Origin of the sequence: Micromonospora inaquosa, from assembly GCF_003857055.1 — a bacterium.
Lineage (GTDB): Bacteria > Actinomycetota > Actinomycetes > Mycobacteriales > Micromonosporaceae > Micromonospora > Micromonospora inaquosa.
The window spans coordinates 1-19,442 of sequence record NZ_QGSZ01000327.1 but is presented as its reverse complement, the minus strand read 5'-3'; the positions used below and the strand labels follow the sequence as shown (position 1 = coordinate 19,442).

Annotated in this window: 22 protein-coding genes; 11 read left to right on the top strand and 11 right to left on the bottom strand. The window is 70.8% G+C overall.

Going from position 1 to position 19,442, the window contains the following annotated elements; all coding sequences use genetic code 11:
- Positions 1–5 precede the first annotated feature (5 nt).
- The 6 genes from DLJ59_RS30005 to DLJ59_RS29980 form a co-directional block, all read right to left on the bottom strand.
- The gene (locus DLJ59_RS30005) at positions 6–1,430 is read right to left on the bottom strand and encodes an aldehyde dehydrogenase family protein (RefSeq protein ID WP_124776852.1); all 1,425 of its coding nucleotides are present in this window, start codon (positions 1,428–1,430) and stop codon (positions 6–8) included.
- Positions 1,431–1,514: 84 nt separating this feature from the next.
- Positions 1,515–2,480 (bottom strand): quinone oxidoreductase family protein, encoded by a 966-nt coding sequence (locus DLJ59_RS30000; protein WP_124776850.1) that lies wholly within the window; start codon positions 2,478–2,480, stop codon positions 1,515–1,517.
- Complete coding sequence (locus DLJ59_RS29995) at positions 2,477–2,839, bottom strand: hypothetical protein (RefSeq protein ID WP_124776848.1); 363 nt, start codon at positions 2,837–2,839, stop codon at positions 2,477–2,479. Before DLJ59_RS29995 ends, DLJ59_RS30000 begins: the two co-directional genes overlap by 4 nt.
- Positions 2,836–3,702, bottom strand: coding sequence for a DODA-type extradiol aromatic ring-opening family dioxygenase (locus tag DLJ59_RS29990; protein WP_124776846.1), 867 nt, complete (start codon positions 3,700–3,702; stop codon positions 2,836–2,838). Before DLJ59_RS29990 ends, DLJ59_RS29995 begins: the two co-directional genes overlap by 4 nt.
- Positions 3,703–3,732: 30 nt before the next feature.
- Positions 3,733–4,503: a citryl-CoA lyase gene (locus DLJ59_RS29985; RefSeq protein ID WP_124776844.1), complete on the bottom strand. Its 771-nt coding sequence runs from the start codon at positions 4,501–4,503 to the stop codon at positions 3,733–3,735.
- On the bottom strand, positions 4,488–5,624 hold the full coding sequence (locus DLJ59_RS29980; protein ID WP_124776842.1) for a CaiB/BaiF CoA transferase family protein: 1,137 nt from the start codon (positions 5,622–5,624) through the stop codon (positions 4,488–4,490). Before DLJ59_RS29980 ends, DLJ59_RS29985 begins: the two co-directional genes overlap by 16 nt.
- A 198-nt stretch (positions 5,625–5,822) precedes the next feature.
- Here DLJ59_RS29980 and DLJ59_RS29975 point away from each other — a divergent pair, with 198 nt between their 5' ends.
- The 4 genes from DLJ59_RS29975 (at position 5,823) to DLJ59_RS29960 (ending at position 10,663) form a co-directional block, all read left to right on the top strand.
- Positions 5,823–7,259, top strand: coding sequence for an amidohydrolase family protein (locus DLJ59_RS29975; protein ID WP_124776840.1), 1,437 nt, complete (start codon positions 5,823–5,825; stop codon positions 7,257–7,259).
- Positions 7,260–7,262: 3 nt separating this feature from the next.
- Positions 7,263–8,066 (top strand): IclR family transcriptional regulator domain-containing protein, encoded by an 804-nt coding sequence (locus tag DLJ59_RS29970; RefSeq protein WP_124776838.1) that lies wholly within the window; start codon positions 7,263–7,265, stop codon positions 8,064–8,066.
- A gap of 78 nt (positions 8,067–8,144) precedes the next feature.
- Positions 8,145–8,720, top strand: coding sequence for a DinB family protein (locus tag DLJ59_RS29965; RefSeq protein WP_124776836.1), 576 nt, complete (start codon positions 8,145–8,147; stop codon positions 8,718–8,720).
- Positions 8,721–9,082: 362 nt separating this feature from the next.
- Positions 9,083–10,663: a DHA2 family efflux MFS transporter permease subunit gene (locus DLJ59_RS29960; protein ID WP_124776834.1), complete on the top strand. Its 1,581-nt coding sequence runs from the start codon at positions 9,083–9,085 to the stop codon at positions 10,661–10,663.
- 54 nt (positions 10,664–10,717) lie between these two features.
- Here the strand turns inward: DLJ59_RS29960 and DLJ59_RS29955 are convergent, their stop codons facing one another.
- From DLJ59_RS29955 to DLJ59_RS37690, 4 genes are all read right to left on the bottom strand, one after another.
- On the bottom strand, positions 10,718–11,179 hold the full coding sequence (locus DLJ59_RS29955) for a DUF5709 domain-containing protein (RefSeq protein ID WP_124776832.1): 462 nt from the start codon (positions 11,177–11,179) through the stop codon (positions 10,718–10,720).
- A 121-nt stretch (positions 11,180–11,300) separates the two neighbouring features.
- A complete protein-coding gene (locus tag DLJ59_RS29950; RefSeq protein WP_124776830.1) occupies positions 11,301–12,185 on the bottom strand; it encodes an alpha/beta fold hydrolase in 885 nt (294 codons plus the stop codon).
- A gap of 113 nt (positions 12,186–12,298) precedes the next feature.
- The gene (locus DLJ59_RS29945; RefSeq protein ID WP_208648882.1) at positions 12,299–13,222 is read right to left on the bottom strand and encodes an RNA polymerase sigma factor; all 924 of its coding nucleotides are present in this window, start codon (positions 13,220–13,222) and stop codon (positions 12,299–12,301) included.
- Between the two features lie 94 nt (positions 13,223–13,316).
- Positions 13,317–13,439: a WYL domain-containing protein gene (locus DLJ59_RS37690; protein WP_244236300.1), complete on the bottom strand. Its 123-nt coding sequence runs from the start codon at positions 13,437–13,439 to the stop codon at positions 13,317–13,319.
- Positions 13,440–13,474: 35 nt separating this feature from the next.
- On the opposite strand from DLJ59_RS37690, the gene DLJ59_RS29940 reads away from it, so the two are divergent.
- Genes DLJ59_RS29940 through DLJ59_RS29930 form a run of 3 tightly spaced genes read left to right on the top strand, consistent with a single transcriptional unit; the run spans position 13,475 to position 16,258 of the window.
- Positions 13,475–14,302, top strand: a complete 828-nt coding sequence (locus DLJ59_RS29940; protein WP_208648881.1) for an alpha/beta hydrolase — start codon at positions 13,475–13,477, stop codon at positions 14,300–14,302.
- Positions 14,299–15,456, top strand: a complete 1,158-nt coding sequence (locus DLJ59_RS29935; protein WP_124776826.1) for a winged helix DNA-binding domain-containing protein — start codon at positions 14,299–14,301, stop codon at positions 15,454–15,456. Before DLJ59_RS29940 ends, DLJ59_RS29935 begins: the two co-directional genes overlap by 4 nt.
- A gap of 37 nt (positions 15,457–15,493) precedes the next feature.
- Positions 15,494–16,258: a YqjF family protein gene (locus DLJ59_RS29930; protein ID WP_124776824.1), complete on the top strand. Its 765-nt coding sequence runs from the start codon at positions 15,494–15,496 to the stop codon at positions 16,256–16,258.
- Here DLJ59_RS29930 and DLJ59_RS29925 read toward each other — a convergent pair.
- Positions 16,252–17,229 (bottom strand): aldo/keto reductase, encoded by a 978-nt coding sequence (locus DLJ59_RS29925; protein ID WP_124776822.1) that lies wholly within the window; start codon positions 17,227–17,229, stop codon positions 16,252–16,254. The two genes, DLJ59_RS29930 and DLJ59_RS29925, sit on opposite strands and share 7 nt — an antisense overlap.
- Before the next feature lie 233 nt (positions 17,230–17,462).
- Between DLJ59_RS29925 and DLJ59_RS29920 the strand changes: the two genes are divergently transcribed.
- From DLJ59_RS29920 to DLJ59_RS29905, 4 genes are all read left to right on the top strand, one after another.
- On the top strand, positions 17,463–17,813 hold the full coding sequence (locus tag DLJ59_RS29920; RefSeq protein WP_208648880.1) for a hypothetical protein: 351 nt from the start codon (positions 17,463–17,465) through the stop codon (positions 17,811–17,813).
- A gap of 30 nt (positions 17,814–17,843) precedes the next feature.
- Entirely contained in the window at positions 17,844–18,404 is a 561-nt protein-coding gene (locus DLJ59_RS29915; protein ID WP_124776818.1) for a carboxymuconolactone decarboxylase family protein, read from the top strand.
- A 4-nt stretch (positions 18,405–18,408) separates the two neighbouring features.
- Complete coding sequence (locus DLJ59_RS29910; protein WP_124776816.1) at positions 18,409–18,975, top strand: TetR/AcrR family transcriptional regulator; 567 nt, start codon at positions 18,409–18,411, stop codon at positions 18,973–18,975.
- A gap of 96 nt (positions 18,976–19,071) precedes the next feature.
- Positions 19,072–19,442, top strand: a 371-nt coding sequence (locus tag DLJ59_RS29905; protein WP_208648879.1) for a cellulose binding domain-containing protein, incomplete at its 3' end; no start/stop codon positions are given.

Below are 19,442 nucleotides of genomic sequence, written 5' to 3'. Positions count from 1 at the left end.
GGGGGTTAGCGCTGGATGGACTTGGTTTCCAGGAACTCCGCCAGGCCCAGCTGGCCGAACTCGCGGCCGTTGCCGGAGTGCTTGTAGCCGCCGAACGGGGCGAGCGGGTTCCAGTGGCCGGCGTTCACATCGACCTGGCCCACGCGCAGCCGTCGGGCGACGGCAAGGGCGTGCTCCGGCTCACCGAAGACACCGCTGGTCAGGCCGTACATCGTGCCGTTGGCGATGGCCACGGCCTCCTCCTCGTCGGCGTAGGGGATGATCGTCAGCACCGGGCCGAAGATCTCCTCCTGAGCGATCGCGGAGGCCGGGTCGACATCGGCGAAGATCGTCGGCTGGACGTAGGCCCCGACGGGCAGCCCTTCGGGCCGCTGCGGACCGCCGAACACCAGCCGGGCGCCGTCGGCGATGCCCCGCTCGACGTAGCCGACGACCTTCTGCCGGTGGGTTTCGGACGCCATCGGGCCGATCCGGGTGGCCTCGTCGGCCGGGTCGCCGACGGTGTACTGCTTCGCGGCCGCGACGGCCAACGCCACGGCCTCGTCCTGGCGGGAGGCGGGTACCAGCATCCGTGGCCACGCGCCGCAGACCTGACCGCCGTTGCTGAACGCCATCATCAGGCCCCGCTCGACCGCGGTGGGCAGGTCGGCGTCGTCCAGGATGATGTTCGCTCCCTTGCCACCCAGCTCCAGCGCGACCCGCTTGACGGACGCGGCGGCCACCGCGGCGATGCGTTGCCCGGCGCGGGTGGAGCCGGTGAACGAGATCATGTCGATGTCCGGGTGGGCGGAGATCGCCTCGCCGACGGTCGCGCCGGTGCCGTAGACGACGTTGAAGACGCCCGCCGGTACGCCGGCCTCGGCGGCGGTCTCGGCGAGGATGCGCGCGGTCAGCGGGGCGTTCTCGGACGGCTTGAAGACCATCGTGTTGCCGGCGAGCAGGGCCGGTGCCAGCTTGGAGACGATCTGCTGGAGTGGGAAGTTCCACGGCGTGATCGCGCCGACCACGCCGATCGACTCGCGGACGATCAGCGAGTTGCCGATCTCCTCGGTCCAGGCGAAGTCGTCGGCCAGGCCGGCGATGGACTCGACCACCGCGGCCGGGAAGGCGACCTGGGCGGTCCGGGACATGCCGATCGGCGATCCCATCTCGGCGGTGATCGCCTGGGCGATCTCCTCCGTGCGCGCGGCGAGGCCGGCGCCGAGGCGGCGCAGCACGTCCGCCCGGTGCTGCGGGGTGGTCGCCGACCAGGCCGGGAAGGCCGCGCGGGCGGCGGCGACGGCGCGATCGACGTCGGCGGCGGTGCCGGCCGGGGTCTCGGCGACGACCTGGCCGGTGGCCGGGTTCACGACGGGAAGGGTGTCGGCGGAGCCGGTGACGGTCTCGCCGCCGATCCAGTGGCCGGTGACGGTGTAGGTGGAAGGTGTCATGGACCGACCGTCGCACCGTGCCGGAACCCCAACCAGGTGCGGTTTATCCAGGGTTCCGTGATCCCTGGCTGGGGCCCGGCCCGGTCAGAACGCGAGGACGATCCGGCCGGCGGTGGTGCCGGCGTCCTGCCGGGCCCAGGCGTCCGCGACGGCGTCGAAGGGCACGATCTCGTGGTCGACGGTGAGCCGGCCGGTCGCCGCGTGCCCGGCCACCACGCTCAGCGCGGCAGCCCGCGCGGCGGTCGACAACCCGTTGTTCGTGTAACCGATGATCCGCAGCGCCCCGCCGCGCAGCACGGCGGACTCGATGGGGGCGGTCGCGCCGGCCGCGCTGCCCAGGTTGACCAGTCGTCCACCGGGGCGCAGCACCCGCAGCGCCGCCGCGGCCGGGACACCGAAGACCGGGTCGAGGACGAGGTCGACCGGCCCGTCCGCGGCGTGGCGCAGCCGGTCGGCCATCGACGTGACATCGTCGTCGGGGAGCAGCGGAAGGGCGACGGCGGCGCCGAACTCCAGGGCTCGGGCCCGTGCCGCTGCCGAGCGGGCCACGGCGATGACCCGGCGGGCGCCGCCGAGCAGCGCGAGTTGGACGGCGGCCTGGCCCACCACACCCCCGGTCCCGAGCACGATGACCTGTTCGCCGGCAGCCAGGCCGCCGGCGTCGGTCAGCGCCGCGTGGGCGGCGACCGCGGAGAGGCCCAGGGCCGCGAGCAGGGTCAGCGGTACGCCGTCCGGCAGCGCCACCACGTCGGCGGCCGGCACCGTGACAGTGCTCGCCATGCTGCCGTCCACACCGGAACGCATCCCGGCCGACGTGCCGAACCAGACCGCGGTGCCGTCGGCGAGCCGACCGACCCCCTGCACGCCCGGCACGTACGGGGTGCTCGGCGGGCCGAAGTAGCTGGTGCCGCTGGCACAGAGCACGTCCAGCGGGGTGATCGGCACCGCCTCGACGGTGACCGCCACCTCGCCGTCGGCCGGCGCCGGTGCCGGCCGTTCGACGATCGTCGGTGCGGTGCCGCAGGTGGTGAGCAGGGCGGCGCGGATCACGTCGCGATGTCCGGGTAGGGCATCGAGAAGTGGGCCAGCCGCGCTCCGTAGGACTTCTGGTATTCCAGCGGCTCGGTGTTGTCCCGCTCGAAGAGGGCGATGAAGAGGGTCAGGGTGAGGAACGGGTGTGCGCCCAACTCGAAGAGCTTCACGTGGTCGTGGGTGGCCAACGCCTCGCGCTCCACGTCGTCGAAGCGCAGCCAGGTGCTCGCCTCGCCGGTGTGGCAGTTCAGCACGGCGTTGGCGCGCTCGGCCTCCCACCAGGCGACCAGTTCGCGCGGTTCGCTGCGGTAGCGCTCGACCAGCTCTGGGTCCCGGTCGACAGTGAAGAGGAACTTGTTCAGCAGGTATTTGCTCATACCGTCGGCGCTCCGTTCGGGTACCAGGTGAAGTACGCCTCCATGGTGTGGAACAGATCGAGGGTGTCGACGTAGTCGGCCTTCACGCCGGCACCGGCCACGCCCATCATGAGCATGAAGTCCATGAAGCCGTGGGTGGCGTTGCCCGGTGAGTGCAGGCTGTCCAGGGTGACCTCGCGCAGGCACTCGTCCAGGTCGCCGTTGGCGATCCACCCGACGGCCCGCTGGTCGAACTCCGGGTCCGGGCCGTGCGGGCCGAACTGCCGGGGACCGCCCAGCTCCAGTGAGAGGTGACCGGTGCCGATGACGGCCACCCGCAGGTGCGACGGCCACGACTCGACGATCTCGCGGATGCTCTGGCCGAGCTGGACGAAGCGCTTCGGCTGCGGCAGCGGCGGCGCGAAGATGTTCGTGTAGATCGGCACGATCGGCAGGTCGGCCTCGGGCCGCAGCGTGATGATCGGGCAGGTGATGCTGTGGTCGATGCGCAGCTCGTTGCTGAACGCGAGGTCGAACCCGGCGTCGAGCCCGGCCCGCAGGATGTGCCCGGACAGGTCCTCCTGGCCCTTGAGCAGCATCCGGGGCAGCCCGAACTCGCGCTCCTCGTTGTACCAGTTGGCGTCGTAGCAGGGCGCCTTGCCGACCAGGAACTGCGGCATGTTGTCCAGCCAGAGCTGGTGGAAGTGGTCGGAGCCGACCATCACCAGTACGTCGGGTCGGGCCCGGGTCAACGTCTCCCGGAACGCCAGGATCTTGCGGGTCCACTCGTCGGCGAACGGTGGTCGATCCTCCCCGGTCGCGGTGCTGGCCCGGTAGTAGAAGGGGTGGTGGGTGGAGGCGATGACCGCGACGATGGAGGCCATTCCCACTCCTTTCGGGGGTGGCAGAGGGGGTCAGGGTTCGTAGACGGCGTTGCGGTCGACGGTGCGGTAGATGTCCATGCCGAGCGGTCGTCGTCGCTCCTCGGCGAGGTGCCCGAGCAGCCCGGCCGCGCGGGCGAGCAGGGCGAAACCGCGCAGCATCTCGACGGGGAGCCCGAGGTCGGCCAGGGCCGCGCCGCACACTCCGGCGCCGTTGAGCGGCAGGGTGCGGCCGAGAACCTGTGGGTGTACGCGTCCGATCGCCTCGAACAGCCGCAGGTGCGGGCCGTGCAGGCCCTCCTCGGTGGCGATGCGGATCAGCACGGGGGTGCGCGGGTCCTGCTCCTTGTGCACGGGGTGCCCCAGCCCGGGGACCAGCCGGCGTTCCTGCCTGGCCCGGGTGACCGCGTCGAGCGCCACCGCGTCGTAGTCGGTCACCTCGCCGGCCTGGGCGAGCGTGTCGGCGAGGAAACGTCCACAGTCCTCGGTGACACCGAGGAAGCGGGAGCCGCCGCCGAGCAGGCCAGCGGCGAGGGCGCCCTGCAACGACTCGGGCGCGGACAGGTACGTCAGCCGGGCCGCGATCGCCGTGGGGGTGAAGCCGTGGTCGGCGAGCGCCACCAGCACCGCCTCGAAGACCCGTACCTCACCCTGGGTGGGGCGGCGGCCGGCGACCAGCCAGTACGCCAGCTCGCCGAAGCCCACGGTGCCCATCAGGTCGGCGGCCAGGTCCTGCCCCAGCAGGGAGATGGTGGTCGGGTCGGAGGTGCCGATGCCGGTCGGGAAGCTCAGTTCGTCAGCCACGCGCGGATCTCCTCGCCGTGTTCGTCGAGCCCGGGCGGCGGCAGCTCGTACCGGGCCGGGGTGTCGGAGAACGTGATGGGGTTGCGGACACCGGGCACGTCGCCGACGGTGACGACCGGGTCGAGCCCCAACTCCTCGGCGAGCGCCACACCGCCGTCGATGGTGTTGATCGGCGCGCACGGGACGCCGGCGGCGAGCAGGTCCCGGAACCACTCGTCCTTGGTCCGCTTGGCGAGCCGTTCGACCAGTAGGGGCCGTAGCTGTTCGCGGTTGGCCGTGCGGTCCTGGTTGCGGCCGAAACGCGGGTCGTCCGGCAGGCCGGGCAGGTCGAGCACCTGGCAGAGCTTGCGGAACTGCCCGTCGTTGCCGGCGATGACGATCAGCTCGCCGTCGGCGGTGGGCAGTGGCTCGTACGGGAAGAGGCTGGGGTGCGCGTTGCCCATCCGGAACGGGACGGTGCCGCCGGCGACGTAGCCGCTGGAGTGGTTGACCAGGCCGGACAGCGCCGAGCTGAGCAGGTTGACCTCGACGTGCTGGCCTCGCCCGGTCTCGCCACGATGGTGCAGGGCGGCGAGGATGCCGATGCTCGCGTGCAGCCCGGCCATCACGTCGAAGACGGAGATCCCGGCCCGGTACGGCGAGCCGTCCGGGTCGCCGGTGAGGCTCATCAGGCCCGAGATGGCCTGCACCATGAGGTCGTAGCCGGGGAAGTCCCGCCCGGCGCCCGTGCCGAAGCCGCTGATGCTCGCGTACACGATTTTCTCGTTGGTCGCGGTGACGGTGTCGTAGTCGAGGCCGAACCGGGCGAGGCCACCGGGCCGGAAGTTCTCGATCAGCACGTCGGCGCGGCGTGCCAACTCCTGCGCGGCGGCCAGGTCGTCGGGTTTCTTGAGGTCCAGGGCTATCGACCGTTTGTTGCGGTTGATGCCGAGGTAGTACGTCGAGACGCCGTCGCGGGTGGGTGGCATCCAGGTGCGGGTGTCGTCGCCACCGGGGCTCTCCACCTTGATCACCTGTGCGCCGAGATCGGCCAGGAGCATCGTCGCGTACGGCCCGGCGAGGATCCGGGAGAAGTCCGCGACGAGCAGCCCGGCCAACGGCCCTGTCGAATGTTGCACCATGTTTCCGCCCGTTCTACGGACACATGTCCGCCGTGACAGCTTGCGATACCGCGTGGAGCCTGTCAACGGGCTGCCTATTGAGCGAGATCAGGCTCTTGACACGAATCGTGACCCGGACCACACTTGCGCCACCCGGGCTGGCCGCACAGCGGACAAGAGTCCGGAGTCCCCTCGTACCCCGGAAAGGAATGGGTGGCGATGAGCGCAACCGACCGGCCGGTGGTCTTCCGTAACGGCCTGGTTCTCACCATGGACGACGCGCACACGGTGCTGCCCGGCGCCGACGTGCTGGTCGTCGGCGACCGGATCGCGGAGGTCGGCGTCGGCCTCACCGCACCCGACGACGCCCTGGAGATCGACGCCACCGACGGCATCCTCATGCCCGGCATGGTCGACACCCACCGGCACCTGTGGCAGACCGCGATGCGTGGGTACGGCGCCGACTGGACCCTGACCCAGTACTTCGTCTGGTATTACCTCGAGTCGGGCAAGCTGTTCCGGCCCGAGGACGTCTACGCCGGCAACCTGCTCGGGGCGATCGAGGCGATCGACGCGGGCGTCACCACCACAGTCGACTGGTCGCACGGGTTGCAGACCCCCGAGCACGCCGACGCCGCCGTGGACGCCCTGGAGGCGGTCGACGGCCGGTTCGTGCTCGCCTACGGCAACATCCAGCAGGGGCCGTGGGAGTGGGCCACCTCGCCGGAGTTCCGCGACTTCCACCGCCGCCGCATCGACGGCGGCAAGCTCGCCGGCTTCCAGTTGGCGTTCGACGTCACGGGCGACCCCGCCTTCCCGGAACGGGCCGCGTTCGAGGTGGCCCGGGAACTGGGCGCCCCGGTGACCACCCACGCCGGCGTGTGGGGCGCCACCAACGACGACGGCATCCGACTGATGCACGAGAACGGGTTCATGACCCCGTCGACCGTCTACGTGCACGCGGCGACGCTCACCCACGACTCGTACAACCGGATCGCCGCGACCGGCGGCTCGGTCTCCGTCTCCACCGAGAGTGAGCAGAGCGCCGGCCAGGGTTACCCACCCACCTGGCAGCTGCGCCACCACGACATCCCGGTGTCACTGTCGATGGACACCAGCGTGTGGTGGAGCGGCGACCTCTTCTCCGCGATGCGCAGCACGCTCGGCGCGGACCGCTCCCGGGAGCACCTGGAGGCGCACGCCAAGCAGGAGACCATCACCCACTGCCACCTGCGCGCCGAGCAGGTCGTCGAGTGGGCCACCCGAGGTGGCGCCCGCGCGCTCGGCATGGATGCCACGATCGGCGCGCTCACCCCCGGCCGGCAGGCCGACGTCGTCCTGATCAAGAACGACGCCTCGCCGGCGATGTTCCCGATCCTGAACCCGCACGGTCACGTCGTCTTCCAGGCCCAGCGTGCCGACGTGCACACCGTGCTCGTCGGTGGCCGGGTCGTGAAGCGGGACGGCCGCCTCGTCGGCGTCGACCTCGCCGCCGCGCGGGCCCGGGTGGCGTCGACCATCGACCACCTGCGCGAGACGATGGGGGAGCAGCCGTGGCAGCGCGGCATGAACCCGGACATCCCCGAGACCGCGATCCTGGAGAACCCGTACCAGTACACCGAGTGGGACGCCGGGTCGGCGCAATGGAAGCATTAGGACATGGGTGACAACGGAAGGGGCGCCGGGCCCGACTTCATCGAGGCTCTCGCTCGTGGCCTCGACGTCCTGCGCTCCTTCCGTCCCGCCACCCCTTCGATGACGCTCAGCGAGATCGCCGCCGCCACCGGCCTGGCCCGCCCCACCGTCCGGCGCATCCTCATCACGCTCGAATCGCTGGGCTACGTCCGCGCGGCGGGCCGCGGTCACACCCTCACCCCGCGCGTCCTTGAGCTGGGGATGGCGTACGTCAACGCGCTGAACATGTGGGACGTGGCCCGCCCGCACATGGAGAAACTCGTCGCGCAGACCAACGAGTCGACCTCGATGGCCCAGCTCGACGGCAGCGACATCGTCTACGTCGCCCGGGTGGCCGTCCCCAAGATCGTGACACTGGGCGTCACCATCGGCACCCGCTTCCCGGCACCCGCGACCTCCATGGGCAAGGTGCTGCTCGCCGCGCTACCGCCGGACACGCTGGCGGCCGTCCTCGCCGAGCCCAGCCGCTCCGGCATCACGCCACGCTGGCAGCCCGCACCGGGCGACCTCGACGCCGTGCTGCGCGAGGTCCGAGCGAAGGGCTGGGCGCTCGCCGACCAGGACCTGGCTCCGGGGATCCGATCCGTCGCCACCGGCGTACGCGACGGCGACGGGCGGGTCGTCGCCGCCATCAACGTGACAGTGCACGCCGCCGAAACCTCGCTGGAGACGCTGCGCGAGGAGCACCTGCCGCGGCTGCTGCGCGCCGCCGCCGACATCGGGCACGACTGGGCGCTGACCGCCACCGTGCCGGTGGTCACCGTCTAGGACGTTTCCGGTCGATCATGGCGTTCCGCGGATCGTCCGGGGCAGCGCCGACACCCAACCGGATGCCATAGTGCCGCGATGAAGGCAGACCTGCACAGTTACTTGAAGGGCGGCCGCGACACGCTGCTGTGGAAGCTCGACGGGCTCAGCGAATACGACATTCGGCGCCCGTTGACCCGGACCGCAACCAACTTGCTCGGTCTGGTGAAGCACTCGGCGGCCATGGAGGTCCTCTACTTCGGCGTCGTGTTCGGCCGGCCGTTCGAAGAGGAACTGCCGTACGTCGGCGACGGAGCGGAGATCAACGCCGACATGTGGGCAACCGCGGATGAGACCCGTGAGGAGATCGTCGCGCTGTACCGTCGGGCGATCGCCCACGCCGACGCCACCATCGAAACCCTTGCACTGGATGAGGTCGGCCGCGTGCCGTGGTGGGGCGATACTGCTGTCACGTTGCACCACGTCCTGGTCCACGTCATCGCGGAAACACAACGGCACGCGGGCCACGCCGACATCGTGCGCGAACTCATCGACGGCACGGTCGGGCTGCTGTCTGAGAACGACAACCTGCACCCGGCCGACGAGTCGTGGTGGCTGGACTACCGCCAGCGAGTGGAGCAGGCTGCCCTCGACGCCAGCAAACGCGGCAACTAGGTTCGCTGCCGATCATTCGCCCGCGCTGTGGTTGACGTGCCAATCGTCACGACGGTGATCGCGTAGTCGCCAGCCAGCCGTTGGCCGGTGCCGCGTTGGCCGGTGCCGTGCTGGTCCGGGCTGCGACCCGCTGCCAGCTTGCGGTTCTGCCGCCTGATCGACACCCCGACGTCCAGTCACAGTCGTACGGCCGATCGGATGCGACGCCGGGGGGAGCGTTAATCCGGCGGCGAATCGTCACAACTGGCGGTTAGTCTTCCTCCGCGCGTCGTCGTCCTGGCACGTCGCGCCCCGCGCCCGGTAGGCGCGGCATCGCCGCCACCGCCCACCATCGGCCGGCTCAATCGACTTCAGGAGAGTTAGTGACACAGCAATCTGTCGCGACATCGGACAAACTCGACGCCGCGGTGCTGAAGGTGGCGGGCGTCGTCGTCCTTGGCGCGATCATGTCGATCCTCGACGTGACGGTGGTCAGCGTGGCGCTGCCCACATTCCAGAGCGAGTTCGACGCGTCCTACGCCCGCGTCGCCTGGACCATGACCGCCTACACCCTGGCGCTCGCCACAGTGATCCCGCTCAGCGGGTGGGCGGCGGACCGGTTCGGCACCAAACGGCTCTACATGGTGGCGCTGGCCCTGTTCACGATCGGGTCGGGGCTCTGCGCCATGGCCGACACGATCGGCGAGCTGATCGGCTACCGGGTCCTGCAGGGCCTCGGTGGCGGCATGCTCATGCCGCTGGGCATGACCATCATGACCCGGGCGGCCGGCCCGCACCGGATCGGCCGGTTGATGGCCGTCCTCGGCATCCCCATGCTGTTGGGCCCGATCGGCGGCCCGATCCTCGGTGGCTGGTTGATCGACACCGCGAGCTGGCACTGGATCTTCCTGATCAACCTGCCGATCGGTGTGATCGCCCTGATCTACGCGCAGTTCGCGTTGCCGAAGGACGCGCCCGAGCCGTCCGAGTCCTTCGACTTCGTCGGCATGCTCATGCTGTCGCCGGGCCTCGCCCTCTTCCTCTACGGCGTCTCGTCCCTGCCGGAGGTGGGCACCTTCGCCGAGGCCAAGGTCTGGGCCCCGATGCTGGTCGGCGGCGCGCTGGTGGTGGCGTTCGTGCTCTACTCGTTCAAGCCCCGACACCCGCTGCTCGACCTGCGGCTGTTCCGCAACCGCAGCCTGACCATCGCGTCGGTGACGATGTTCGTCTTCATCATCGCGTTCATGGGCGCGGGTCTGCTGTTCCCGAGCTACTTCCTGCAGGTGCGCGGTGAGTCGACGCTGGCCGCCGGTCTGCTGATGGCCCCGCAGGGCATCGGCGCGATGATCACCATGCCGATCGCCGGCACACTCGCTGACCGGGTGCCGATCGGGCGCACCGTCCCGTTCGCGCTGGGGCTCATCGTCGTCGGGTTCTTCGGCTTCACCCAGGTCGACCCGCAGACCTCGTACTGGCTGCTCGGTGCTTCGCTGTTCGTGATGGGTCTGGGCATGGGCGGCACGATGATGCCGATCATGACGTCGGCGCTGCGGACGTTGCAGGCGCAGGAGGTGGCGCGCGGCTCGACGCTGGTCAACATTCTCCAGCAGATCGGCGGCTCGGTCGGTGCCGCCGTGATGTCGGTGATCCTCACCAACGAGCTGAACGGGTCCCGGCCGATCCCCGGCCTGGTGGACGAGAGCGGCAAGCCGGTCACCGAGGCGGGGCTGGCCATCGCCTCCCAGCAGCGGCCGGAACTGCTTCAGCAGATGCCGGTGGACCCGTCGCTCATCGAGCGCGGGCTCGACTTCGCCGCCAAGTCGTTCGCCACCACGTTCTGGGTCGCGTTCGCGCTGGTCGTGCTCACGTTCATCCCGGCGGCACTGCTGCCGCGCCGACGGCGGCCGGCACAGCTCGACGACCCGCAGGGCGAGCAGGTCAAGACGCCCGTCGTCATCCACTGACCGACCCGGCCGCGCTCGGCACCCGGTGAGGTGCTGAGCGCGGCCGGTACGTCATCAGCGCAACGGACCGTCGCCAGGCCCGTTCGGGTCGTCCACCACGTGGATCGCCGCTTCCTCCGCACTGGCGGCACCCGCGTCGATGCCGGCGTCCCACGCCACGGCCTCGTCCTCGTCGTCCTCGCGGACGCCCTCGTCGTACGCGACGAGACGGCCGGCGCGAGCCTCCGTCTCGTACCCCCGACGGATCAGCTCGTCCTCGTCCTCATCACCCTCGGCGTACGGGTCGACATCCGGCACCTCCTGGGCAAGGTGTTGTTCCAGGGACTCGCCCGCCCGCTCCTCAGCGGGCGTGGTGCCGAACCGGTTTGCCGCCGTCCAGTGGTCCTCGGCGACGATGCCGGTGTCGAGGGGGTCGCCGACCCGGTCGTCGTCGAGAGTGTCGGAGGCGTCCAGGACCCCGTCGTCCTCGGCCACGTTCCACTCGTCGACGGAATCGATCCGTTCGGTCTGGCTCACGGCGGTCTCCTCTTTGTCACGGCGCAGCAAAGCGTTCAGCCTATGACCGTGCAACGCGCCCGCACCCCGAGGCCTGCCCGCTGTGACGAACCGACCTCGACGTGCGCCCCGCCGGGATGGGTCAGCGCTTCAGCAGCTCCGCCACGGCGTCGGTGAACTCGACCGGCTGCTCGATGTGCGCGAAGTGTCCGCTTCGTTCCAGCGTCACCAGCCGCGAGTCCGGAAGCCCCGCGTGCAACTGCTCAGCCCAGCGGGGGCCGCAGATGAAGTCGTACGAGCCAACGATCACCACGACGGGCACGGTGATCTGACCGAGGTTGTCCCGCACGTCGAAGGGTGTGGGGTCCTGCGCGCCCGCCGGCGTCGCCGAGATCCGGACGGCCGCCTGAAACGGGGCGAACTCGTCCTGTCGACCCCAGAAGTCCGCGAAGTACACCGGCAGGGCGGCGCGCAACGCGGCCCCCAACGACTCGTCGTCCGTCGCGCCGCCGATCTGCGCGAAGGCGGCCGGAACCGCCGCAGCCTCCGGGCGGTCCGGGTGCCGCTGCGGGTAGGCGGCGAGGCCGGCCATGGCCTCGGCCCAGAACTCGGCGCCGGTGACGGGTGAGGTGTCGTACAGGGCGAGGCCGGCGATCCGGTCCGGGTGGGTGAGCGCGTACCGCTGGGCGACGAAACCGCCGTGCGAGTGCCCGAGGAGATACACCCGGGGTTCGCCGAGGTGCTCGACGACGGCGTGCAGGAACCGGACATACGTGTCCAGCCGGTAATCGTCGGGGTTGTCGAGCTGCCCGGACGCACCCGTGCCGACCGGCTCGACGTAGACCATGGTGAAGTGCGCCTCAAGGCCGGGCGTTCGCAGGTATTCCCATTCGATGCCCGGGCCGCCGGAGTGCGCCACGCAGACCGGGCCGCTGCCGGCGACGTGGTAGACCTGCCGAACGCCGTCGACGGTGAACGTGTGGGCGCCGGGTGCGAGGGCGCTGACGTCGTGGCTGGTGGAACCCATGAACTATCTCCCGATCCGGGACCCGCGCGGCGTCCGCCGACACGGCGACTGGTGCATGACACGGACCAGATGCGCGGGTCGAGAGAAAAGTTCGCTCGGTCGGGAGGTTTTTTTCAGGCTCGCGCCGGAACGGGGTGGAAGAGGGTGAGTTGGCGTACCCGGCCCTCCCGCAGCACCTGCAACCACAGCGCCGCTGGTGGGCAGTGCTCTGGGTCGTCGGGCGGGCTGATCAGGTCGGTCTCCCAGATCAGCACGTCGCCGCTGGCCGCCACGTTGCGCAGCCGCTGATGTACCCCGGCGGCCAGGTCGGAGTTCATGCCCTTGATCGCCAGGTCACGGTCGCCGCGCGGGCCGCCCGGCACGATCATCTGGGCGTCCGGCCACCAGCTCTCGCGCACCACCCGCTCGAAGTCGCCGCCCATCGCGGTGGCGATCATGTCGCGGCCCTCCCGCCACCGGGTGTCGTTGGAGGCGGCGACGTCCGCGTGCGACGTCGTCGCCGCCGTGCGGAGGCCGCCGGCGAGCGCGCGGCGGGCGTGGTTGAGGCGGCTGCGGACGGTGCCGACCGGCACGCCACAGACGGCCGCGATCTGCTCGTACGAGGACGCGTCGCTGAAGTACCGCAGGAGGGTGACGAGGCGGTCAGGCTCGGACAGTTGCTCGATGGAGTGCCACACCCAGTCGCGCATCGCGGCCCGGTCCAGTGCCTCCTCCGGGGTGGGTGTGTCGGCCGGTCGGGAGAACCACTCCGGTTCGGCGACCGGGACGGCTCGGGGCCGGCGTAACGCTGTCCGGCTGTTGTTGCGGACGATGGCCCGCAACCAGGGGCCCACGGCGCTCGGGTCGCGGACCTCGCCGATGCGACGGAGGGCGACGAGCATCGTGTCCTGCACCGCGTCCTCGGCGTCCGGTCCGTAACCGAGGACGCTCAGCGCGACGGCCCGCATCCCGGCCTCGTGTCGGGCCAGCAGCACACCGAGCGCGGCCGGGTCTCCGGCCTGCGCGAGCACGACCAGCTCCGCGTCGCTCTGCGTCACGACCATTTCCTCCCCGAAAGTGCCATTTCTGCGGATTGCGCTCCGTCAAGCGTACGGCGGAGCGGCGTGTCGATGCCTCGAGCGGCTGGCCGTCCTACGCTGCGGAAGGGTCGGCGGCGCGGGTGGCCCGGATGCCGATCTGCCGCAGGTGCGCGATCAACTCCGGCGGCTCGTGCACCTGCATGTCGCAACCGAGAGTCAGCAGGCGCCACGCCAACCACTCCAGCGTGTCGGCGTTGCTGGCCGAACTCCATGGTCGAGTTCACCGAGCTGATCGGCCCGTTGGCCGACCCGCGCTCCCACGGTGGTGATCCCACCCAGGCGTTTCACCTGGTGGTCCCGTCGGTGCCCGGCTACGGTTTCTCGCAGGCGCCGCCGGCCGGGTTCACTGTCGACCGGCTCGCCCGGATGTGGGCGGAGCTGGTGGCCCGGCTCGGCTACCACCGCTACGGCACCCAGGGCGGCGACCTCGGCGCGTACGTCGCGCCGCGGGTGGCGGCGGTAGCGCCGGAACGGGTGGTCGGCGTGCACATCGACGGCGGGTTCGGCTTCCCGACCGAAGCCGACGTGCCGGACATGAGCGCGGCGGAGCGCGTCGAGTGGGAGCAGATGCAGCGGTGGATGAGCGGTGGCGTGGACCATCACGCCCTGCTGCGGGCAGCGCCGCAGACCCTGTCGTACGCCTGGAACGACTCGCCGGTCGGGCTGCTGGCCTGGATGATGCAGAAGTTCAAGGAGTTCACCATGACGGTGCCGATGCCGGAGCAGGCCATCGATCGGGACCACCTGCTCACCAATGTGAGCCTCTACTGGTTCACCGGCGCGGCCGGAACGTCGTCGTGGCCCATGTACGAGCGGCTGACCGTTGCCGATGATGGCGGTTTCGCCTGGCCGAGGGGCCAGCGGCGGGTGCCCTCCGGTGTGTACGGCGGCGGGTCCGCGCTGATGCGCCGCCTCGCCGAACGGGACAACAGCATCGTGCACTGGCCGCAGGGCAACCCGGGCAGGCACTTCGTGGCCATGGACGAGCCGCTGGCGCACGCCGCGGACATCCGCGCGTTCTTCAAGGGCCTGCGATGACCGAGCTGAGCTGGGCGCAGGTCTTCGCCCGACGTCTTCAGCGGCACCGGCTCCGCGCACCGGTGGCGGGCGCGGCACCGGACGCCGGGAGCATCGCCGACGTGGTGTCGGCGGTGTGCGGCGCGCACGCCCAGATCGCGTCGGCCGCCGAACTGTCCGTCGGGCTGCGGGTGCCGGGCGCGACCCGCGCCCACGTGCGCCGGGCACTGTGGACGGATCGCACGCTGGTGAAGACCCGGGGGCCACGCGGCACGGTGCACCTGCTCGCCGCAGCGGACCTGCCGATGTGGGTCGGCGCGCTGACCGCGTTGCCGGCTCCGTCATGGGAACGGAGCGTGATCCTGCTGACGCCGCGGCAGACCGAGCAGGTCCTCGCGGCCATCGCCGACGCGGTCGCCGAGGCCGACCTGACCACCGCCGAACTGACCGAGGAGATCGTCGCCCGCACCGGCCCGTGGGCGGGTGACCTGGTCATGGAGGCCTTTCAGGACATGTGGCCCCGGTGGGTCGCCGCGATGCCCGCCGCCACCCGTAGCGGTGTGGTCTGCTTCGGCCCGAACCGTGGTCGGGTCACCACGTACACCAGCCCGACGAGGTGGCTGCCCGACTTCGCGCCGATGCCCGGTCACGCCGCCCTGGCCGCACTCGTCCACAGCTACCTGTACGCGTACGGGCCGGCCACCCCGGCGCAGTTCGCCCGGTGGCTGGCGGTCCCCTCGGAATGGGGGACGTGGCTGTTCGGCTCGCTCGACCTGACCGAGGTGACAGTGGAGGGCACCCGGGCCTGGGTGGCCGCCGACGACACCGGGTTCCCCGACGACCGGCCGTCCGGGTTGCGGCTGCTGCCCTACTTCGACGCGTACGCGGTCGGCTGTCACCCCCGCGAGCAGCTCTTCCCCGGTGCCGTCGCCCACCGGGCGCTCGCCAACGGACAGGCCGGCAACTATCCGGTGTTGCTGGTGGACGGGGTGGTCGCCGGCGTGTGGCATCAACGCCGCTCCGGCCGCTCGATCCGGGTCACCGTCGAGCCGCTGCGGACGCTCGACGCCGCCCAGGAGCGGGCGCTGGGGGAGGAGGTCGAACGGGTCGGCGCGATCCTGGAGGGCAAGGTGTCGCTGACCATCGGCACCGTCAGTGTCGGTCCGCACGCCTGACACCACGTCGGCCCACCGGCTGGGCCAGGATGAGAGCGTGCATCCCGAACCGGTCGACCACGCGCCTCGGCAGGCGTTCGCCTGGGCGGTCCTGCGCCAGCGGTGGGAGGACCTCACCTTCCTGCACTGGGCGGTCGCCCCGGAACTCGTCGCGCCGCTGCTGCCCGTCGGCACCCGTCCGGACACGCTGGACGGGGTCAGCTACGTCGGCCTGATCGGTTTCCGGATGGTCGGGTTGGGCTTCGGCCGTGGCCCGGGGGTGCCCTACTTCGGCACCTTCGCCGAGACCAACGTCCGGCTCTACTCCGTCGACGACGCCGGCCGGCGAGCTGTCGTGTTCCGGTCGCTCGACGCGTCCCGGCTGGTGCCGGTGCTGGTGGCGCGGGCGACGTTGCGCCTGCCGTACCTCTGGTCGTCGATGCGGGTGGAACGCGACGGTGACCGCCGCACCTACCGGTGCCGGCGGCGCTGGCCCGGGCCGGCGGGCACGACGAGCCGGATGGTGGTGCGGGTGGGGGAGCGGATCGTCGACCCGACCCCGCTCGAACACTTCCTCACCGCCCGTTGGGGGCTGCACACCCGGGCGTACGGGCGCACGCTGCACCTGCCGAACTGGCATCCGCGCTGGCCGTTGCGGCGGGCCGAGCTGCTGCACCTGGATGACGAGTTGGTTGCCGCCGCCGGGCTGCCGACGCCGGTCGGGCCGCCGGTCAGCGTGCTCTACTCGCCCGGTGTCGGGGTCCGGTTCGGCCCGCCGGTGGCGGCCCGGCCGTGTGGTGCCGGGCCGCCGCAGGCTCAGTAGCGGCCGCCCTCGGGTGCGGGCAGCGCGTCCAGGTCGGCCAGGTCCTCGGTGCTGAGCCGCACGTCGGCGGCGGCGCAGTTGTCCACCAGGTACTTCGGGGTCTTGGTGCCGGGGATCGGGATGACCTGGTCACCCTGGGCGACCACCCAGGCGAGGGCGACCTGCGCGGGGCTGACGCCCGCCCGGTCGGCGATCTCCCGGACCTGGGCGACGATGGCGAGGTTGGCGCGCAGCGTGTCCTGCTGGAAGCGCGGCAGGCCGCGCCGGAAGTCGTCGGCGGGCAGGTCGTCGAACGAGGTGAACCGGCCGGCGAGGAAACCGCGGCCGATCGGGGAGAACGGCAGGAAGGCGATGCCCTGCTCGGCGCAGTACGGCAGGACCTCGGTCAACGGGTCGCGGGTCCACAGTGACAGCTCGGACTGCACCGACGCCACCGGGTGCACCGCCTGGGCCCGCACGATCTGGGCGACAGTCACCTCGGAGAGCCCGATCTGCCGCGCCTTGCCGGCCGCCACGACCTCGGCCATCGCACCCCAGGACTCCTCGATGGGCACCTGCGGGTCGACCCGGTGCAACTGGTAGAGGTCGACGTGGTCGGTGCCGAGCCGGCGCAGGCTCTCGTCGATCGCCGCGCGGATGTGCTCCGGGCGGCCGTTGTTGCCGATCGTCGGTGAGTTGCCGGGGCCGCCGGTGGGGGAGGTGGCCACCAGGCCGACCTTCGTGGCCAGCACGGCCCGCTCCCGGTGGCCGTCGGCCAGCGCTCGCCCGACCAGTTCCTCGTTCGTGTACGGCCCGTACACGTCCGACGTGTCGATCAGCGTCGCGCCCAGGTCCAGTGCCTGTCGGATGACGGCGATCGAGGTGTCGTCGTCGCGTGGACCGCTGATGTCGTAGCCGTGGCTCATGCCCATGCAGCCGAGGCCGATGACGCCGACCTCGGGGCCTGCGCTGCCCAGCGTGGTGGTTCGCATGTGTCCACGCTACGACCACCGCGGGCGTTTGGCGCGGCGGGTTCGGGTCGCGCACCACCGAGGTCGATGGGGGGACGGTGCTGCCGAAGGGGTCGGCAGGCGGTAGTCGATCCCAAGCTGCTCGGTGACGACTCTCACTGGAAGCGGACTCCGTAGTCCGGTACGGTGACAGCTAAGCGGACCTACGAGTCCGGATCTGTCTGACAGTGAGAAAGAGGAGTCCCATGAATCCGGTGCGGATTAGCGACGCCCTGCTCGCGGTGGCCTTCGATTCGAAGCGCGACCTGAGCGAGGCGCTGGACCAGTTCTACGCCCCCGACTACACCCACCGCAGCGACGGCAAGACCCTTGACCGGGCCGAATTCGCCGAGATGGTGACACAGGCACGCACTCAGATCGTCAGCGGCACTGTGACCGTCCTCGACGAGCTGCGCGACGGTTCCCGCTACGCCGAACGACACGTTTTCGAGATCACCCTGGCCGACGGGTCCACCGCCAAGCGGGAGATCGCGATCTTCGGGTCGTACGCCGAGGACGGCCGCTTCCACCACCTCAGTGAGATCGGTTTCGACCTTCCCGCCTGAACCGTCTCGACAACAACACAGGAGAGCATCATGCCCCGACTCAACGATCCCGACCCGAACCTCGTCCCAGCCGACGTCCGCGACTTCCTGTCCGCGTTGCCGCCGGACCCGATGGTCAAGATGATGACCCACTCGGTCGGCACCGTGAAACTGTTCATCCAGCTCGCGAGGGCGCAGTTCACCGCGCTGGAGCTACCCGCCCGCTCGCGGGAGCTGGTCATCCTGACGGTCGCCGAGTACGCCGAGTCCGAGTTCGTGGCGGCACAGCACCGCCCGATCGCCGAAGCGGCCGGCGTCGACCAGCGCACACGCGAGATCATCGGCGGCCAGGACATCGACAACCCGGACCTGTCGGCGTACGACCGGACGCTCATCCGGTTCGCCGCCGAGGTGGTGCGGTCACCGCGCGTTCCCGACGACCTCTTCGACCAGGTGCGGCGGATCCTGAGTGAGCGCGAGATCGTCGAGGTGCTCCAGGTGGTCGGCTACTACTGGTCGTTCGGACGGTTGGCGACGGTGCTCAACGTCGAACTCACCACCGTGTACGGCGACGAGCCGCTGCTGGGCGACGAGACCGAGCGGGCAGACTGAGGCCATGACCCCGCCGACGACGAGCGACCCGGATACGCCCCGCCGTCGGCTGGACGCCCGACGCAACCACGAGCGGGTCATCGCCGCCGCCCGGGAGCTCTTCACCGAGCAGGGTCTCCAGGTGACGGTGCCGCAGGTGGCGGAGCGGGCCGGGGTGGGGCGCGCGACGGTGTACCGCAGTTACCCCAGCAAGGAGGACCTGATCGTCGCGGTCGTCCAGCGGCAGTTCGAGGAGTTGGAGCAGCGCGTCCGCGCGGCGCTCGACGGCGTCGACGTGTACCGGGAGTGGTGTTCCTTCGTGCCCGACCTGTTCGGACGCCTCGCGCGCGACCGGGTCCTCGCCGACGCCTTTTTGGAGGGCCGGCTGGTGCCCGCCGCGCGCATCCTGGGCCTGATCGGGCAGCTGGTGGCGGCGGCCCGGTCGTCCGGCAAGATTCGTTCCGACGCCGGGGAGCGGGACATCCGGGTGCTCCTCTGCGGGGCGGTTCGGCAGCTCATCGTGCTCGACGAGCGCGACCCGGCGGTGTGGCGTCGGTACGCCGACCTGGTGCTCAACGCGCTGCGTCAGTGACCACGCAGGCCTTGCCCTAATCGAGATAGATCGATATCGTGCGCGGAGGCGCCGCCCCGCCTCAGACCGCCACCGTCGATCCGAAGCGGGTTCCGCATGCGCACACCGAGACTTGTCACGACCCTGGCCGTCGCCGGCCTGCTCGCCGGGGTGGCAGTAGTCGCCGCCACCCCGGCGAGCGCGGCGATCGCCGTGTTCTCCGTGACGAACAACTGGGCCAACGGCTACCAGGGGCAGGTCACCGTCACCAACGACACCTCCGCACCGATCACCAGCTGGCGGGTCGAGTTCGACCTGCCGTCCTCCTCGACGATCACCCAGTCGTGGAACGCGCAGCAGACCACCTCGGGCAGTCGCTACACCTTCGCCAACGTGTCCTGGAACGGCACCCTCGCCGCCGGCGCCTCCACCGCGTTCGGCTTCCTGGTCAACGGCACCGGCACCCCGCTCAACTGCACGGTCAACGG

Bases quoted from the DNA above. Each gene is read 5' to 3' on its own strand.
- DLJ59_RS30005 (WP_124776852.1), bottom strand. From the start codon at position 1,430: ATGACACCTTCCACCTACACCGTCACCGGCCACTGGATCGGCGGCGAG.
- DLJ59_RS29995 (WP_124776848.1), bottom strand. From the start codon at position 2,839: ATGAGCAAATACCTGCTGAACAAGTTCCTCTTCACTGTCGACCGGGAC.
- DLJ59_RS29990 (WP_124776846.1), bottom strand. From the start codon at position 3,702: ATGGCCTCCATCGTCGCGGTCATCGCCTCCACCCACCACCCCTTCTAC.
- DLJ59_RS29980 (WP_124776842.1), bottom strand. From the start codon at position 5,624: ATGGTGCAACATTCGACAGGGCCGTTGGCCGGGCTGCTCGTCGCGGAC.
- DLJ59_RS29975 (WP_124776840.1), top strand. From the start codon at position 5,823: ATGAGCGCAACCGACCGGCCGGTGGTCTTCCGTAACGGCCTGGTTCTC.
- DLJ59_RS29970 (WP_124776838.1), top strand. From the start codon at position 7,263: ATGGGTGACAACGGAAGGGGCGCCGGGCCCGACTTCATCGAGGCTCTC.
- DLJ59_RS29965 (WP_124776836.1), top strand. From the start codon at position 8,145: ATGAAGGCAGACCTGCACAGTTACTTGAAGGGCGGCCGCGACACGCTG.
- DLJ59_RS29950 (WP_124776830.1), bottom strand. From the start codon at position 12,185: ATGGGTTCCACCAGCCACGACGTCAGCGCCCTCGCACCCGGCGCCCAC.
- DLJ59_RS29940 (WP_208648881.1), top strand. From the start codon at position 13,475: ATGGTCGAGTTCACCGAGCTGATCGGCCCGTTGGCCGACCCGCGCTCC.
- DLJ59_RS29935 (WP_124776826.1), top strand. From the start codon at position 14,299: ATGACCGAGCTGAGCTGGGCGCAGGTCTTCGCCCGACGTCTTCAGCGG.
- DLJ59_RS29925 (WP_124776822.1), bottom strand. From the start codon at position 17,229: ATGCGAACCACCACGCTGGGCAGCGCAGGCCCCGAGGTCGGCGTCATC.
- DLJ59_RS29915 (WP_124776818.1), top strand. From the start codon at position 17,844: ATGCCCCGACTCAACGATCCCGACCCGAACCTCGTCCCAGCCGACGTC.
- DLJ59_RS29910 (WP_124776816.1), top strand. From the start codon at position 18,409: ATGACCCCGCCGACGACGAGCGACCCGGATACGCCCCGCCGTCGGCTG.